The organism is Gordonibacter sp. An230 (assembly GCF_002159915.1).
GTDB lineage: Bacteria > Actinomycetota > Coriobacteriia > Coriobacteriales > Eggerthellaceae > Rubneribacter.
The window spans coordinates 1-18,702 of the sequence record NZ_NFJP01000046.1; the positions used below are offsets into that span (position 1 = coordinate 1).

Annotated in this window: 7 protein-coding genes; 6 read left to right on the forward strand and 1 reads right to left on the reverse strand. The window is 61.0% G+C overall.

The features are described 5' to 3' along the window. Positions 1 to 390: 390 nt before the first annotated feature. A complete protein-coding gene (locus tag B5F40_RS15165; RefSeq protein ID WP_087195110.1) occupies positions 391 to 879 on the reverse strand; it encodes a hypothetical protein in 489 nt (162 codons plus the stop codon). A gap of 885 nt (positions 880 to 1,764) precedes the next feature. Here B5F40_RS15165 and B5F40_RS15180 point away from each other — a divergent pair. The 6 genes from B5F40_RS15180 to B5F40_RS15210 all read left to right on the forward strand — a co-directional run bounded on the left by B5F40_RS15180 (position 1,765) and on the right by B5F40_RS15210 (position 17,474). Next, the gene (locus B5F40_RS15180; protein ID WP_087195113.1) at positions 1,765 to 3,186 is read left to right on the forward strand and encodes a sodium-dependent transporter; all 1,422 of its coding nucleotides are present in this window, start codon (positions 1,765 to 1,767) and stop codon (positions 3,184 to 3,186) included. A gap of 2,687 nt (positions 3,187 to 5,873) precedes the next feature. Further along, complete coding sequence (locus tag B5F40_RS15190; protein WP_087195115.1) at positions 5,874 to 12,539, forward strand: Spy0128 family protein; 6,666 nt, start codon at positions 5,874 to 5,876, stop codon at positions 12,537 to 12,539. A gap of 4 nt (positions 12,540 to 12,543) precedes the next feature. Next, positions 12,544 to 12,924 (forward strand): helix-turn-helix domain-containing protein, encoded by a 381-nt coding sequence (locus B5F40_RS15195; RefSeq protein ID WP_162611009.1) that lies wholly within the window; start codon positions 12,544 to 12,546, stop codon positions 12,922 to 12,924. A gap of 334 nt (positions 12,925 to 13,258) precedes the next feature. Further along, on the forward strand, positions 13,259 to 14,383 hold the full coding sequence (rarD, locus tag B5F40_RS15200) for an EamA family transporter RarD (protein WP_162611010.1): 1,125 nt from the start codon (positions 13,259 to 13,261) through the stop codon (positions 14,381 to 14,383). Between the two features lie 434 nt (positions 14,384 to 14,817). Then, the gene (locus tag B5F40_RS15205) at positions 14,818 to 15,723 is read left to right on the forward strand and encodes an acetamidase/formamidase family protein (RefSeq protein WP_087195118.1); all 906 of its coding nucleotides are present in this window, start codon (positions 14,818 to 14,820) and stop codon (positions 15,721 to 15,723) included. A 353-nt stretch (positions 15,724 to 16,076) separates the two neighbouring features. Further along, a complete protein-coding gene (locus tag B5F40_RS15210) occupies positions 16,077 to 17,474 on the forward strand; it encodes an APC family permease (protein ID WP_087195119.1) in 1,398 nt (465 codons plus the stop codon). The last annotated feature ends 1,228 nt before the right edge of the window (positions 17,475 to 18,702 follow it).

An 18,702-nucleotide genomic window follows, 5' to 3' on the forward strand; every position in this document is an offset into this window, starting at 1 on the left:
AGAAGTGTATAAGACACAGCTCCCCGATCGCTCATATTCGCGACACCTGCCCTCTTCGCCCCGGCCTCAGCTTTTCCCGCGCATTCCTTCTTCCTGTCGGCTGTTCGCGGAAATGTCGAAACCGGTCGTCATACTTGAGTTCCGACGAGAAAGGGCGTCGAATTGGGCGGAGGCGATTAGGCGTTTGGTTGCAGACGGGCTTTCCGGCTAGCGGGTCTCTCGTTTTCGAGGCGCGCGGCGATCTTTTCTCGCAGTGGACGATGCGGACGGTTGGGAGGGTCCGGCAGCATCGTCGCCTTTTGCAACCAACGACGAACGAAGCGCCTCCTCAGGATTGCGAGGGGGACGGCAGCAGCGCCTCCCCTCGTTGCAGGCAAAGGGATGAGCCGTTTACGAGACGGGCACGGTGGGGTTTTGGAACGTCGGAATCGATCGGGCTTTCCTGATCGTCACCGCAAGTCCGATCAGCAGTCCCATGGAGATGAGGTTTAAGTAGAGCAGCGATGCGACAGCTCCGGCGATCGACCAGCCGAACGCCCCTTTTAGTTTTGCAGGATCGTCGCAGTTGCGCATCCCGAGGATGGCGGCGACAAGCGCCACGATCGCGCAGATCATAACCACCACTCCGATACCGCTACCCAACATCAAGACGATGCTCGTGATCTGGAGCGCGTCGTCCATGTCCATGCCGGATGACTCCAAGGCTGCCATGGTGCTGGGGTCGGTCTCCAGCTGCGCTGCCACGCTCGGATCGGAAAGCCCCATGCTGCTCAGGCTGAGCAGCGCAAAGAAACCCAGGCCTCCCAAGAGGGCGAGAATGGAGATGATGAGGGTGGCGATGCTCAGTCCTCGAATGGTGCCGGCATGGGGGTTGCGCATGGATGCTCCTTTCAGGCGGGGCGCTTCATACGTGGTGAAGCTGATGGTAGATAGTGTAGCACACCCGAATTTCGATTCGCGTTCTATTCATGGGACGATCAGGCTCTTTCGGGAATCGGTCCATGGTCTTCAGGGGCGCTGACGTTGGCGTCGACGTGGTGGGTCTCGCCCGGCTTGCGACGCCTGCGACGCCCGTGATGGGGGGGGGGCGTCTCGATGCTTTGGCAAGTGATGCTCGGGAAACGGTGGGCATGAAAGCCTTCGGCATAGGTAAGGGCGGCGCTGTGCCGTGCTCATCGAAGCGCTCCGCGTTGTCGTCGATGCCCGTGGGGCGGCTGGGGCGAGGGTGCGCGCTGCTTGCAGACGCTTCGCTTGAGGGGCTGGCCGTGGACCCTAATTCGCGTCCGCGGAGGATCGTGGTGCGCAATGCGGCGGGAGCTTCCGCTCGGCGGGCTCGCGAAGGCTCGGTTGCGAGCGTCGAGTTTGCGGACGGCGCGCGCAAGGACGGAGGGGCGCTTGCGAGCCTTTCGCGCCGGAGGTTGAGGCTGTTCGCGCGAATCGTCTCTCCGGTCGGATTCGGCCCCGTCTTCGGCAAGCGGGGCGCCGGGCAGTGTCGCGCTCGGCCAAAAGAGCGTTTGGCACGATGAGCGCCTTGTCTCTCGCAACCTGCGCCAACGAAGGAAGCTCCTCATTGGCGATCTTGCGTTGCTCGTTAATCGCGCAGATGGAGGTTGACAAGGTTGCGGGCGAGCGGGGATGCGGGGGCGGTGTAGGAGGGACGGTCTTTTCGTGCGTTGCGCCGCTTCTCATATTCTTCCGACAACCATGCCTTCTCGCGCTATAATTGCGACGTTTTTTGTTCGCTATCAAAGAGAGGGATGGGCTATGGGCGGTGGAGAGACGACAGAGGGCGCTGCGATCAAGCGTGAGCGGTTCGGCTCTCGCCTCGGGTTCATCCTCATCAGTGCCGGATGCGCCATCGGGCTGGGCAACGTATGGCGTTTCCCTTACATCACCGGCGAATATGGCGGCGCGGCATTCGTGCTCATGTACCTGGTGTTCCTCGTCATCCTCGGACTTCCCGTCATGGTGATGGAGTTCGCCGTGGGCCGCGCAAGCCAGAAGAGCGCGGCTTTGGCGTTCGATGCGCTCCAACCTTCGGGGCGCTGGCATTGGTTCTCGTGGTGGGGCTTCATCGGATGCATGCTCCTCATGATGTTCTACACCACGGTGGGCGGCTGGATGCTGTCGTACGTGGTGAAGATGGGTACGGGCACGTTCAACGGCCTCGACTCCAATGCGGTGTCCGACGTGTTCGGCGCCATGCTGGCAGATCCGGGAGAGCTTATCGGATGGATGCTCGTGGTTGTCGTGATCGGTTTTTTGGTATGCAGTCTGGGCTTGCAGAAGGGCGTTGAGCGTATCACGAAGGCCATGATGGTATGCCTGCTCGTGGTGATGGCCGCGCTAGTGGTGCGCAGTGTGACGCTTCCGGGAGCGAGCGAAGGTTTGGAATTCTATCTCGTGCCCGATTTCTCGAAGATGTTCGAGAACGGTTGGGCAGGTTTCGGCGACGCCGTGTATGCGGCCATGGGACAGGCGTTCTTCACGCTGTCGCTGGGCATTTCAGCGATGGAGATATTCGGTAGCTACATCGGCAAGGAGCGCTCGCTGACAGGCGAGGCGCTGCGCATCTGCGGGCTCGACACGCTGGTGGCGCTTACGGCTGGTCTCATCATCTTTCCGGCGTGCTTCGCGTTCTCGGTCAATCCCGGCGAGGGGCCGTCGCTTGTGTTCATCACGCTGCCGAGCGTGTTCAACCAGATGCCGCTCGGGCAATTGTGGGGCGCTTTGTTCTTCGTGTTCATGAGCTTCGCGGCGCTGTCCACCATCATCGCGGTGTTCGAGAACCTCATAAGCTTCACGATGGACAAATGGGGCATCAGCCGCCGCGCCGCTGTCATCCGCATGGCTCTGCTGGTGACGGCGCTGTCGCTGCCGTGCGCGCTGGGCTTCAACGTGCTGTCCGGCGTTACGGTTCCGGCCATCGGCGACATCCAGTCGCTGGAGGACTTCGTCGTGTCGAACAATCTGCTGCCGTTGGGCAGCTTGCTGTACGTGCTGTTCTGCGTGACGAAGAGGGGCTGGGGCTGGGATAAGTTCCTGGCCGAGGCAGATGCAGGCAAGGGCGTGAAGTTTCCCGCATGGTCGCGGATGTGGCTGAAGTTCGGCGTTCCGGCGCTCATCGTCGTCATCTTCATCATGGGCTACGTGCCGAAGTTCGCAGTGTGGCTTGGCTTGGGGTAGCCTTGCCGTTTTTCTCGTGCAGGGAGGGCGGCGCTCGCTGGGATTTCGCGTTGTGGATGGCGTTCGCCGAGGGTGCTGCGACACAGCATTGCGAGCGCTTTTGCAGCGCGGGGGCATGCCCTCCATTCGCCGCATGCTGTCCTTTTGGCCAAGATGCGCGCATCTGTGTTGAGAGGTTGCCCGTTCTTCGACTCCCGCATGGAGGCTTTGTTCTGCATGGGCGGGTTTTGCCAAGCTGCGTTTAGGTGGGCTGGTTGCGCCTTGGTGAAAGATGCGCCGTTCGTTCGTGCGCCTGTTGCAGTTGCCGCTGAGTAGGGGTTGGCGTAGGCTGCTTGACGAACCGAAACAGGCAAGGCCCTATCGAGTTGGAGGCGGAGGACTGCCTCTGCTGGTCGATTTGGCAGCGACGAGTCGGCTTTCGATCAGGCGTGCCGCTGGCAATTTCTCACGGACCGTGTCCTTCTGCCGCTGAACCGCCGTTGGCTCGAGTCCGCGTTCGTCGGACCTCGAGCCGAGCCTCCTCCGGCCGGGCGTCTCCGACCCCCTCTCCGCCAAACGGGCGGGTCTTCCGAAGCGTTGGCAGGACCTTGCGCGACGGGCCGGTCTGGCCTACGCCAACGGCGGTTTGACGGCGATGCGATGTCCTACGCGAAGAATCGCCAGACTGCTGCCGACGGAGCGGGGGTTTCGCGTCTATCGCGTGGGCTATGGTCGCGTTTCTCCTGGGCGCTGGAATCTGGAGGAAGCGGTTGCGACGGCCGTGGAATGAAAGCCCTCTCAACCCTTCGTTTTCGGTAGCAGTCTGGCAAGTTTTGCGTCTCGCGGGCCTCTTTCGCTGTAAAGCCGAGATCGGCGAGGGCGCGCCGGTCCGTCGTGCGAACCCCTGTCGGCATAGGGGAGGGGCCCTTGTGCGATGGGGCGACCCTCCGTCTTGTTCGGGCGCAAGGGGCGCGATCCGGAATTCGGCGAGCGCTGATTCACGTCGTTTGGTTTGGCGGCAAAGGGCCGTGTCCGCTGCCGAATCGATTCTGAAGTGGCTCGGCGGGCTGCGGCAGTTGCCGAGGGGCGGTGCGGTTCGGCGGGCTGCGGCAGTTGCCGATCAGCTGACATTGTTCGGCGCATCCCGATGCGTGAACTGGGGTTTCGCTTGGATGAATAGCTTTGGGTCTGTCGAGCGGTCTCCGTTGGCCTCGGCTTGCGCAGCCTGTGCCGTCAGTCTGATGGCGGATTCGGTCTGGCGTGGCGCGGATCGCCTTTTCAGCAGAGGGGGTGGGATACCCCTGGCGCCCAGGACCAAGGTCGGTGTGGCACGGATTGCGTGTTGTGCATAGATTTTTCCCTCCAAGATGGGGGTTTCTCGCTTTCCCGGTGAAAAAAGCCCTGGTCGTCGGTTTTGGAGATGGCTTTCCCCCTTCGAAATCTATGCATAAGGTGAGTTTTCTGCCATTTCAGAGCCTTTCAGCTGCCGGAGGACGAATTCGGCCCCACCCTCTAACGGGGCCATGCGTTTTCGGCGGCGGAGCTGTCCAGGTGCCCTCTTCCTCTTTCCCCGCGGCGAGACGGCGCTGCGCTCCGAAAGCAGCGGGGCCGTTCGGCTCCTCCCTCCCCCTGCTGACCTCTTTGTTGAAACTTCTTCGCCCCTTCCCGGCTTTCCGGCGCCAACAGGGACTTCTTGCAGCCTGCCTTTCCGAGCGTGCCAAGTGACTCGCGCGCAACGTCTGATCGGTTGCGTTCGGCTGTCTTGCGCCCTCGGGCTGCTGGTTTTGCGTGCTGTGGGTGCAACAGGGCGTTGGCGCCGAGATCGCGAGCGGCTCTCCCCGCTATTGCGTGTTTGAGCCCGTGCGGCGAAGAGCGGATGCGACAGGGAGGAGATGCTAGGTGCGGGATGATCCAGGGTGTCTGTGGTGGTCGGTGGCAAGAAAGCGATGGTTGCAACGCTTGGCACTTCCGGGCCGTTGATGTTGCAAAATGCGGAAAAGGACGGAGTGATCGCCGCGATTCAGCGGCGACGCGACGGATCGAGCGATGGATCGTGCGTCGAGCTGCGCGACGAGTTGACGCTGCGGGCTTTGTTTGAGATTGCGCGGCGAGCCGGTTTGGCGAACTTGACTCGGGGCCGCATGGCAAGCAGGCGCAGCGAGTCAAGTGCGAGGGCGTGCGGCAAACAGGGCTGGTGGGCGGAAATTGGGTCGTGCGCCGAATCGGGTGGGCAGGGCGAACTGAAGCGGCGAGGAGGGCCGAAGCAGCCGGTTGCGTTCGGGTTCGCACGATGGGGTAGGCGTGGCGGTTGCGCTTGAGGCTGCTCGGGCCAGTGTGGACGCGGAGCGATTCGCACGCGAATCCAGCGCGTGCCTAACGCGATTTCGATGCTATCCCGATGCGAGTCTTGCGGAAATTCCGTCTAACGTCGATTGCGCTTAGATGGAGATTTTATGAATATGCGGGGGGAGGGTAGTAATGTTTCGATATGTCTGCTGGTTAGAGCAGAGTGCCCTTTGTCCTGCCGAAATGCGAAGCCTGAAAACAGGGAAGAGCGCTCGTGCATGTTGACCTACTTAGGTCTGTCATTTCGTTTTGGATGCGTTCTTCCTTCTCTTTCGTATAATGCGGATAGGTGTGCATGGCTCTATGCGACACCGATTTGCGTCGCGAAGCGGTAACGCCAAGCATGAGGAACGGAGCGGACTATGACGAGCATGAAAACTGAAATAAGGCAGATGGGGGGGGGTGGCTATTCTAGGCTCATCGCCTGTTTAGCTGGTATCGCTCTTTTCCTTGCCCTTGCGCCGGGGTTGGCGTTTGCCGACGAGGGCATTGCGGTAGCCGATCGACCCACGCTTGATACGTGGGAGGGCTACGCGGAAGACAGCACCGAGAATGTGGGTCGTATTTGGACCGACAAAACGGTGCAGACCGAAGACATCGTGTTGTCCCCGGCTGATATCACCGTCAATAAAGCCGATGGCGCCGATTTTCTCGTGGGCCTTTCGGCGCTCTCTTCCACTTCCAACACTACAACCCAATCTTCCAAGCCGCTCGATATCGTGCTCGTGCTGGATACCTCTGGCTCGATGGACGAGAGTTTCGGCGATGAAACCTATCTGCCAACCTATCGAGTGCTGGAGAACATACCCATTGTCGGGATATTCTTTCCTGACTATTATGCCGAAATGCCCGATGGAACTTATAAAGTCATCGAGGAGATCAACTCGTTCGGCTTTCATCAGAGGTGGGAGCTCGATGGCCAAGAGGTTTGGCCTAAGACAAGTGCGGACGACAATGCAGAAGGCCACATCCAGTTCTACACGCTGAGCGATTCCTGCCTTGCCGCGCTCAAATACTCCGTCACGAGTTTCATCGAGAGCGCCGAGCAGGAAAACGCCAAAATCGATGATCAAAATAGGAAGCACAACATCGCGCTTGTCGAATACAACAGCAGCGCCGAAATGCTCGCCGACCTGACGACATGCGAAGGAGAGGGTGCCAGCAATCTCATCGAGAAGGTGAGCGGTCTGGATGCGAATGGCGCGACTCGCGCAGATGAGGGAATGAACCAAGCGCGGACCATTTTGAGCAACGCGCGAAGCGATGCCCAGAAGGTCGTCATCTTCTTCACCGATGGAGAGCCTACAACGTCGAACACTTTCAGCGATGAAGTTGCAAATGCGGCGGTTCAGACTTCTCTCGGCCTCAAGAACGCTGATACTCTGGTGTACTCCATCGGCGTTTTCGAAAATGCGAATCCCAGCGACCCCTCTACCTCCAACAATAACCGCACCAACGCATTTATGCATGCGGTATCGAGCAATTATCCACAGGCTTCCGCTTGGAACAACTTGGGCGTGCGCGATGAAGAAGGCGATTACTACAAATCTGCGGCGGACGTCGAAGAGCTGAATGCTGTTTTCCAAGAGATTTTCGACAGCATCAGCACAAGCGTTTCTTCTCCCACCGAGGTTGAAGAGGGCTTCGGGGGTGCAAACGGCGGGTACATCACTTTCACCGATACCTTGGGCGACTACATGACGGTCAAGGGCGAGATGACGGTCGTCTTTGCAAATCAGGATCACACCGCGGAGCCTGAGAAAAGCGACGACGGCACCACTTCCTACCATTTTGAAGGGAAAGCCTCCAATCCGGTGTATCCTAATGGCAGCCTCTCCGATCTCGTTGCAACGGTGACTCCCGGCGCGAACGGTAAGGGTGACACCGTGACCGTGAAGATTCCCGCGTCACTCATTCCGCTGCGCAACTACACGGTGAACACCGAAAACGACCAGACCTCCATGTCCACCGATCAGGCGTTTCCTATTCGCATCTTCTATAGTGTTGGTCTGCAAGACGGCGTCGAGGACAAGATCGCCAATCCCGATGCGGCCATGTGTGAATACATCGAGAGCAATACCGCCGAGGACGGCACTGTCTCCTTCTTCTCAAACAAGTGGACGGGCGGTGATATGGGCGACACCACCGCAGAGTTCACTCCCGCCGCAACCAACAAATTCTACTACTTCACCGAGGACACGCCGCTGTACACGGACGAGGCATGCACGCAGCGCGCGACTCGATCGGACATCGAAGATCCCAACAGCGTTGGGTCTGTGTACTACAAAAACGAGTTCTACGTGCAACGAGGAGATAGCGGTATCTATCAGACGGAGGGCATCGCGATTCCCGTTTCCGCTTTCAGCACCGTCCATGCTCAGAATTGGGGTTCGGATTCCGCCGGCGCTTACATGAAAGGCGGCTCGCCGCGCCTGAACCGTGCGAACGATTTCAATGCGGAGAAGGGCGTGGACGACAACGTCACCGGTACAGCGAGCAAGTACATCGCACCTCGGTGGAACGAGGCCGAGGATGGCATCATCGTTTCGCTGGGCAACAACGGCAAGCTTGCCAAAGAGGTTCCCGCCGCATTGGCCGTGAACAAGATGGTCGACGCCGCCGAGGGGTTTGAAGGCGAACTCGATGACCTTCAGGACAAGAGCTTCGACTTCACCATTACCATTCCTGGTTTGAGCGGCCAGTACAACGCCGTGGTCAAGGACTCCAACGACGCGGTGCAGGGCGGCGAGTTTGCACTGCATTTCGAGGACGGCGTTGCCACACACTCCATAAAGCATGGCGAGACGTTGTACGTATACGGCCTGCCTGCGGACCAGACCTACACCGTGACCGAGGCCGCCACTCCGGGCTTCGTTGCGAATGGGGAGGGTGATGAGGGCCGGCTGGTTTCCGGCGAAACGTCCACGGCCCGGTTCACCAACACGTATAAACCCGAACCTGCCAACGTCGACGGCGCCGAGCTTGGCGGCACCAAGATGCTTGAAGGTCGAGATTCGCTCAGCGATGAGACGTTCGATTTCGAGATGGCTGCCGCTGACGAGCCTACGCGCACCGCGATCGGGAATGGCACGATTTCCTTCGAAGAGGGTGCCAACAAGGCTTCGGTTGGCGAGTTGTCCGACGGTGTTCCCGGGCAGTTCCGTTTCGGCGACATCTCGATCAGCGCTGCGGGCACTTACACGTTCGAAGTAAAGGAGGCTTTGCCCGAGGGGGTGACTCCTGAAAGCCCGACCGCAAACGGCGTTACTTACGACGCGCATTCGGGCACAATCACCATCTCCGTAACCGATTCTGGCACTGGCGGGCTCAATGCGCGGGTGACGCGAAGTGACATGGCTTTCGTCAATACCTATGAGGCTACGCCTGCGACCTATGGCGACTCTGCCGGGGTGGTGTTGGGCGGCAACAAATTCATCAAGGACGAGACCGGCGGCTTTGTGATGTTGGACGACCAGTTCCATTTCTCCATGCGCGCCCAAGCTGCGGGCAATCCCATGCCCGATGGCCTCGATAGCATTCCCGACGACAACGGCCGCGGCACGGTGGCGGTATCCAACAAGGACACCAACCCCGAAGGCACGCAGGCCACCTACGATTTCGGCACCATCACCTTCCGTCAGGAGCACATGCGTGACGAGGCCGTGAAGGACAACGGCGACGGCACCTTCACCAAGGAGTTCCAATACAACATTTGGGAATCGGACACCGAGGACAACGCTGTGGCGGGCATCACCAAGGACAACAACCGCTACACGGTGACGTTTGAGGTAACCGAGGACCAAAACACCGGCGACATGTCCGTTGAGGCCTCTGCGGTGAAGCTGGTGGGCGGAAGCGACCAGAACATCGAGAATGTCGACATCGGGGAGCTGGACTTCACGAACACGTACAATGCGGACAAAGTTACCGGCTACCAAAATATCCTCAAGACGCTTAACGGACGCGGGTTCCAAAGCGACGACAGGTTCGTGTTCAACGTGTCCATGAAGGCAACGGACGAGTTCGGCAGCCCTATGGTCAAGGACAACCTGCCCACCGTTGAGGAGGCCGAGCTTGGAGGGCAACCGAGCGCTGATCTTTCCGGGCTGGTGTATGCCGAAACGGGCGACGGCTTTAGCTACACGGTCACCATCAACCCGGCTTCCACCGAAACGGGCAACACCTACGTGACCAATACGGGTCAGATCACCTATCAGCACACAGGCACCTATGTATGGACCGTGAGCGAATCCAGCGAGCCGAACATCGCGGGCGTTCGCAACGATGAAACGACGTACACCGTGACGGTGAAGGTGACAAACGAGGACGGCAAGCTGAAGCGCACGGCCAGCGTGAGCCCGAAACCCGAAGGAGGTGACAACACGTTGACGTTCACCAACACCTATGAGCCGTCTGCGGCCGAGGGGGTGCCGGCGGGCTTCGAGCTGACCAAGGTGTTCGAAGGCAAGGTTTGGAACGGCGAGGAGTTCGATTTTCACATCGAGCCGCTTAACGATGCGCCCATGCCCCTAAGCGGAGGTTCGGTGACGGTGGCCGAGCCCGATAATGAGGGGGGCAACACTGCGACGTTCGACTTTGGCGACATCAAGTTCGAAAAGGCGGGCACATACCAGTACAAGGTGGTCGAGGCCAAACGTGGCGTCACCGAAGCGGGCATCGCATACTCCAACAATGAGGCCACGGTGACGGTCGAGGTGAGCGACAAGAACGCTTCTGGCGCTGCCACCGGCGCGTTGACCGCCGTGGCCACGGTCAAGAACGGCACCTTCACCAACACCTATCAATCCAAGCTGGATTATGTGGCCGCAGGAGGCTTGCAGCTGACAAAGACGTTGAACGGTCGCGATATGACTGCCGGGCAGTTCGAGTTCACTGTGAAGTCGACGGGTGGCGAGGATCGCCTGGGCATCGACGGCGAGGTTGTTGCATCTCCGTCTGCCGAGGCGGGAGAGGAGAGCGTGGCTGTGCCTCTGGTCACCGGTGAGGCTGGCAAACCGGTTGAGTTTACGAGCGGCGATGTTGGCAAGACGTTCAGCTATGAGATTGTCGAGTCCAAGAAAGGCGGCACCGGCTACGTCAACGACGAGGCCGCGCACAAGGTCGACATTGCGGTGACGGACAACGGCGATGGCACTTTGAAGGCGACCACGACGGTGGATGGCGTTCCGTACGAATACACAACCGATGGGGAAACCACGCAGATTCCTACCGTGAAGTTTGTGAACTCGTACGATGCGGGCAGCGCTGTATTGGGCGGTGATGGAGAAGTTTCCATTGAGGCCACGAAGAGTCTGACGAATCGTCCGATGGCCGATGGGGAGTTCGCCTTCGAAGTGAAGAATGGGGATGCCGTGGTTGCCACGGGCACCAACGATGCGAACGGCGATGTCATCTTCGAAGAGGTTAGCTACGATCTCGAAACGCTGAGCAAGGACGTGGCAAACGGCATTGCGCAGAAAACTTCTGCCGGCGGCGTGGACACGTACACCTATAACTACACGGTTACTGAAAAAACGGACAGTCTGGGTGCGGGTGTGAAACCTGTTAAAAGCGCCTTCGAAATTGACGTTGTGATAACCGACGACAACACCGGTGTGTTGAAAGCCGAGGTTGTATACCCCGAAGGCACCGATTCGCTGGGCTTTGAGAACGCCTACGGCGAGAGCGCGACGGGCGAGTTTCATGCGCAGGGCAGGAAGGTGCTGGAGCGCGGGGATGGCTTGACCCCGCCGGACATTGCGGGCAAGTACACCTTCGCCATCAGTGGGTCTGACGGCGCGCCCATGCCAGAGAAGGCCATAGCGACCAACGACACTGCCGGCAATGTGGACTTCGGCAAGATTTCTTTCGATATGCAGAGTGTTTTTGGCGATGCCGATTCGGTTGTCGGGGACGATGCCGACGGACAGGGTACGCCCGTTCGGCGCACCAAGACTTTCACCTACACGGTGACGGAGAGCGGCGACGTTGAGGGTGTGAAGAACGACCCTGAGACGTCCAAAACGTTTACGGTCACGGTGACCGACAATGGTGACGGCACCATCAAGGTGGATGGCCCCACCAGCGAAGCGTTCGAGTTCGTCAACGTCTACGAGGTCGATCCGGTGACGTTCGATCCGACGGGAGAGGGCGCGCTGGATATCAGCAAGACGCTGGACGGCCGTGCTATGAACGAAGGCGAATTCAGCTTCGAGTTGGTCGAGGACGGCGAGGTCGTGTCCACCGGCACGGTTGCCGCCGCCGGCGACGGAGAGGCTTCCGCAGTGAGCTTCGCGCCCATCACGTACACCGAACCGGGCGAGCACACCTACACGCTTCGCGAGGTGAACGGCGGCACCACCGCAGCTGGCGTCGACTACGACAGCTCCGTGTACGTTGTGAAGGCGAGGGTGAGCGACGACGGTCATGGCGGGCTTTCCGTCGACATGTCCTTTGATGGCGCCGAGGCGGCGGCGTTTACGAACACCTACGACGCCGATCCGACATCGGTGAGCTTGCGGGCGACCAAGAGGCTGACCGGAGCCGAGTTGGCCGACGGGCAATTCACGTTCCAGATGCTCGATCACAACGGCAAGGTGTTCCGCGAAGCGAAAAACAACGCCGAGGGCGTGGTCGACTTCGGCAGCGTCGAGTTCGACAAGGCGGGTGCATATGTCTACACCGTGGTCGAGGTGAACGACGGTCAAGAAGGCGTGACCTACGATGACGCGAAGCGCAAAGTCGTGGTGACGGTGACCGACGATGGCGAAGGCGTCCTGAGGGCTTCGGTGGAGGGCGCCGAAGGCTTGGCGTTCGAGAACAGCTGCACTGCGACGGGCGACATGAAGCCGCTGCCGATTGCAAACGGAGGCGATAACCTTGCGTTGGCGGGAACGGGCGATGCGGCAACGCCTGCCGTGCTTGCGGGATGCGGGCTGGCATGTGCGGCTCTCGGAATTGCGGCGTATGCGGCCATGCGGTCGCGGCGCGTCCGTCGGTTGGATGGTGGCCGCGATGCGTTGGAGTAGGCAGATGAGGGAGTCCGCCGCGGACCTGTTCGACGAGGGCTTGGGGTACAAGGCGGCGGCCTCCCGCCTGGGCGTGGGCCGCGAAGTGGCGCGCGAGTGGGCGTATGCGTACCGTGCGCTCGGGCGCGAGGGCGTTCTTCACGACGATTGCCGGAGACGCAAGTACTCGGCCGAAGTGAAGCTCTCTGCCGTGCGCGACCGCCTCGACGGCGTTTCGGTGGCGGAGGTCATGAAGCGCTACGGCGTGGCCAATCGCCGGCAGGTCAGGGAGTGGTGCCTGTTGTACCAAAAGCTTGGCAGTGCCGCTTTCGCCCAAAGGGGGTTGTCGAGCGTCTTGTCGGCGACGAGCGAAAACGAATCGAATCGCGATGAAAGGACGGCGTGACAAAAGGGAGGGGCGTCACGTTCAAGGACGAGGCCCGGGTCGCGCCTCCGTCGCGCGCCGTTGGGGGCGGAGGGGTGGACGCATACCGACGATGCTGCTCGCTGGCGGGCCGTGGGCGCCTGTTGCGGCGTCAGCCCTTGTCGTGCGCAAGCCGGTTCGGGTACCATTTCGTCGTGGCCGATAGGGTTCGACGAAGCTCGAAAAGCGACCGGGTGGCGACCGTTCGGCGCTCGGAAGACCGCTGAACGGCAGTTGCGCGGCAGCTGAACATCGTGGGATGATCGGGCCGGAGGCTTCTCCGGCCCGATTCATTTGCAAGGGAAAGAGGGACATCATGCGCAAAGACAGATCTCCGGGCGAGCCGTCTTCGCGCGTTCTCCGCGCTGCCGCCTGCACGAAGGAAGGTTTTCGTGCTGCGCAGGGGGATGTCGGTTCCGTTGCGCAAGGGGGCTCCGCCGCCACTTGGGGCGCGGCCTCGCAAGGGGAGGATACGCGGGGAGCTGCCGTTTCGCAGGGCGTTCCGCCGTCTCCCGATGCGGACGCCCGCTCCGCGCGCGTTGGGCTCCTCGAAGGCGTCGGCTGCCATGTGGTGTGGGGCCTCATGCCCGTGTATTGGAAGCTGCTCTCGGCGGTGCCGGCGCTCGAGGTGCTGTCGTGGCGCATGGTGTGGTCGTGCGTGTTCGTGGTGTTGCTGTGCGCGTTCGTGAAGCGCACGCGGTTCCTCCACCTGTTCCGCGATCCGCGCGCCGTGAGGACGTTTTTGGCGTCCGGCCTCATCGTCACGTGTAACTGGGGCGTGTACGTGTGGGCAGCCAACAGCGGCCATCTGCTGGAGACGAGCATCGGCTACTATCTGTGCCCGCTGTGCAACATTACGTTGGGCCTGGTGGTGTTCAAAGAGCGGCTCACTTTCATGCAGAAGTTGGCTACGGCGCTGGCCGCGGCTGGTGTGGCGTACTTCATGGTCGTGCATGGCGGCGACATCTGGATCGCGTTCGCCCTCGCTCTGTCGTTCAGCGCTTACGGCGCGGTGAAGAAGCGAGGCGGTTATCCGGCGTTGCCCGGCATGGCGTTCGAGTCGCTGTTGACGGGTGTGCTGGGTGCGCTCGCGCTGGCGGTAGGAGCTGTGGCGCCGTGGATTTGGCAGCTTGCGCCCGCCACGCCGGACGCTTTGGCCGTTACGTCGCCCGAGCTCGCATTCGGGTTGTTGGTGGGATGCGGCCTGCTCACTGCTATTCCGCTGCTCCTGTACTCCGCTGCAGCCAATCGCATCTCCATGACGGCACTCGGCTTCATCCAATACGTCAGCCCCACCATCGCGCTCGTGTTGGCAGTGGGTTTGTTCGGCGAGGCGTTCACGCTTGCTCATGCCGTGTGCTTCGCGTGCATCTGGACGGGCATCGCCGCCGTGGGGGCCGAGGGTGCGCTCTCGGCGCGAAAACGCCGTGCAGGAGTATAATGCCGAGAGGTTTCGACGCGCGCCGATGGGGTGATCGCGGGAATCGTCGACATGTCGGTGACGGAGCGCGTCGAGGCGCCGCCTTCTGGATGCGCGCTTGCGGCAGGCGCGTGGTTTTCGACGCATCGCGTGCGGCCCCGGCTCTGCCGAGGCGATGATCGTCGAGGTGCGATGGGCGGTTCCACGTGCGACGGATGCGTCCGCGCGCGATGTTCCCGGTCGATTTGGTCGTCGGGTTCGTCTGTGTCTGCGAATTGCAACGGGCGTACGCGGGCGGGACGCTTCGTCGGCGGGCTCCGCAGTGCGTCAGGCGTCGCTGGGCGCGTCTCGCGTGGCGCGCAGTTGGCGTTCCGCGCAGCGGTGCGTCTATAAAGGAAGGCGCTCGGGCGCTTGCGTCCGTTGCGCCGATGGCGATAAGACGAGGAGGCACAAGCATGCAGGTCATCACTGATCAGGTTTACACGTTCTCGAAGGACAACGCGCCGTGTGCGACCGCGCGTCCGGGGGAGGTGCTCGTGTTCAAAACGCTCGACTGCTTCTCCAATCGCATTCCCGATGAGGACACAACGATGGCCGATCTCGATTACACCTACGGCTTCGCGAACCCCGCTGCTGGTCCCGTGTACGTCGAGGGTGCCGAGCCGGGAGACGTGCTGGTGGTGGATGTCTACGAGGTGGAGGTGGCCGACGAGGGCACCATCGCCACCGACGACCACTGCGGTCCCTTGTTCGAGACGACGGATTACCGCACGAAGAAGATTCCCATTCGCGACGGCATGGCCGACTTCAACGGCGTGAGGTTTCCCATCAATCCGATGATCGGCGTGATCGGCACCGCGCCCGACGGCGATGACGTCATCGACGGCTTCGTGGGCGCGCACGGCGGCAACCTCGACAACAAGCTGATCACCAAGGGGACGCGCCTGTACCTGCCCGTGCGCGTGCCCGGCGCGCTGTTACAGATGGGCGACGTCCATGCTGCCATGGGCGATGCGGAGCTGTGCGGCACGGGCATCGAGATTCCTGCCGAGATCACGGTGAAGGTGTCGCTCATCAAGGATTTCGAACTGCATTGGCCCGTGCACGAGACGTTCGGGCCGCACGGTAAATGGTACGTGAACGCGAGCGCCCAGGAGTTCGACGAGGCGCTGAAGAACGCTTCGAGGGAATTGCAGCGTCTGCTCATGCGCATCACCGGTTGGGATGCCGTGGAGACATACATGTACATGTCCGTGCAAAGCGACGTTGAACTGAACCAGGCGTGCAAGCCATGCGAGGTGCAGCTGTCTCTTCGTTTCGGCACGCCGAAGCTGCCCGGGTTTCCGCCGCTCGTGGGGTAGCCGTGCGATACGGGGTCGGCGGGCGGTAAGCTGGCGTCGGCCATCGGGCGAGCGGCCGATGAGCTCGAGTGAGCGGCAAGCCTTTCGAGCGTCGACGGGCCCTGTTGGAAGTCGTGCGTTTCGGACCTTTCGAGCGTCGACGGACGGTGCGGCGCTGCATGGTGGCAAACGACGGGTTCGCTGACCGTCAGAGTGGGGGCTGCGGCACCGAACGCCGCATAAGGAAGGATCGTCCGGCGCGATACCGCGCCGTCCACGATACCGCGCCTAGCGCTTTATCGCGATAAAGTGTCAGACGCGGGAATACCAGCTGCGCGGTGAAGGCCGTGCGAGACGAGAAGAGAGGTGTTGCGATGGCTCGGCAAGACGGGTCCTCGGCGAAGGCGTCCGAGGGGAACATCGAGCAGTTCGGCTACAAGCAAGAGTTGCGACGGGGCATGGGGTTGTGGGACGTGGTGCTTTACGGCGTCCTGTTCATGGTGATCATCGCTCCGCAGTCCATCTTCGGCACTATCCAGCAGAACAGCCACGGCATGACGCCGCTCGTGTACATCATCGGCTTTGTGGCGATCCTGTTCACGGCTATGAGCTACATGCGCATGAGCAAGCGGTTCCCCATTGCGGGGTCGGTGTACTCCTATGTGCAGCGCGGTATCAACCCCCACGTGGGCTTCATGGCGGGTTGGCTCATCCTGCTCGACTACATCCTGGTTCCGGGCCTGCTCATCGTCATGGTGATGAACTGGGGCGTGGCCCTCGTTCCCGGTAGCCCCGCATGGCTGTGGGGCGTGGCGTTCATCGCGTTCAACACGTTCGCCAACATCCGCGGCATCCAAATGAACCGCGGGGTTGACTGGGTCATCTTCGTCGTGGAGATTCTCGCGGTCATCGCGTTCATCGCCTTGGGCTGCAGCTTCTTGGCGGGCGGCGGCGCCAACGGCTTCACGATGGACCCCATCTACCAGCCCGGCGAGGTCGATCTGCACTTCGTGGCGGCGGGCATCTCCATCGCCGCGCTGTCGTTTCTGGGGTTCGACGGCATGTCCACTTTGGCCGAGGAGACGCACGAGCCCGAGAAGAACATCGGCAAGGGCATCATCATCGCGTTGTCCATCATCATCGTCGTGTTCGTGGCGCAGACCTATATCGCCGCGTGCGTGCAGCCCGACTGGGCGAACACTGATCCTGACATGGGTTTCTTCGATTCCGTCATGATCGTGGGCGGCGAGGGCTTCTACAAGATCATGCTCGTGGTGAACATCGTGGCTGTGGGCATTGCCAACATCATGAACGCGCAGATCGCAAGCTCACGCCTTCTGTATTCCATGGGTCGCGACGGCGTGATCCCGCGCATCTTCGGCAAGGTGCACCCGAAGTACCGCACGCCCTGGGTGGCATCCATCTTCCTGGGCGCCGTCACCCTGTGCTTGGCGCTGCCCCTCATGGATCGCATGAGTTCGTTGGCTGAGTTCGTGAATTTCGGCGCGCTGTCGTCGTTCATCATGCTGAACTTCGCGGTGTTCCTGTTCTTTTTCGTGAAAGAAAAGCGGTGGCACTCGGTCAAAGACGTGCTCATGTACCTGGTGTGCCCGTGGATCGGCATCGCCATTCTGGTGTACGTGTTCACTGGTTTTGCGACGATGACCTACATCGTGGGCATTGCGTGGTTGGTGATCGGCCTTGTTATCGGCGCGGTGAAGTCGAAGGGCTACAAGGAGGTGCCCGAGGCGTTCAAGAACTTGGAGGTGTAGATGGGCGTGCCCCGCGGTTGCGGCGGCGCGCTCGTGTGGCGTCCGCGGGTTTTGTTGGTGGATGCCACAAGCGGACGTCTGGCATTCTTATGTGGGCGCGCATGCGTCCGAAAGGCGTCATTTCGCCTGAAGGCCGCTCCTTGTCGTAGCTGAATTTTCGGTTGCGAAAGGGGCGGCTTTGCGTTTGCGGGAAGGGCGGCGAGGAGTTCGAGGCGGAACGCGCGTGCAGAAGAGGTGGGTTGCAGGGTTGGTTGGCGAGCGCTAATGCGTGGGAGGGGAGGGGTTGGCTCGTGGTGCGCATGGGCGCGAATACGCAGGGTGCGCGGGCGCGTAGGGACGTAGGGCATGCGTGCGGGCGAGGGCGCGCAAGGCGTACTGCCGCGCACGGTTCGTGCTGCGAGGGACCGGCGGCGCTCGAGCGCTGATGGCGGACGGCGCAAGGATGTGAAGCGAGCGAAAGCCGCATGACAAGCAGCGGCGTGCGTAGGCGCGCGGTTCGAGAGGCATAGGGTGGCGGGCGCGGTTGGTGAGCGCGCGACGAGACATGTGGTGGATAGGGCGAAGGCGTCGCTTTTCGGCTCGTCGTATTGATCCGATAGACGAAAATCACGGTTAAGAACGATTTCTGTATTCATTGCAGAAGTGATTTTGGCAAAACACCAGTTCGCAAAATTCTGCCTTTTTAATAAATCGTTCTTAACCGTGATTTTGCGCTAGACGCCTCTCTGCTCTATGCTAGACCGTCGTTGTTGCGGGTTTGGCCGGTTCAAGGTGCAACGCTCTCCAGCGATGCGAAAGATCCCTTGCCCAGCAGATGGGCTTTTCCTCCCTCGCATGGCCGCAAGGAGCCCATCCAAGGTTCAACGAGCATGATCTCGCATCAAACTTGTTTAGTGCAGGGCAAAAACCGTCTTTTTTGAACCAGGACCGATGCGATCCCGCGTTCTCCGGACTTTGGGGTGCAGACCCTTTGCAGCCGGGGCCAGTGCAAGATCCCCAGCCGGACGAAGGGACCCATGCGGCCCCGACGGGGTCGGGCGCGGAGGGCTGGCCAGGCATATGTCGATGGTGGTTTGACGGAGGCAAAAGGCCTTTTGCGTCAGAAATTTGCGTTTGGTGAACAGTTTCGGCGACTTTTCCGGGTGATTCGGGGGGGTGCGGACAAAAAGTTGGACACTCCGGTGTCCGGATTGGAGTCCGCATGTACCCGTTGGAGACCAGGGAGCTC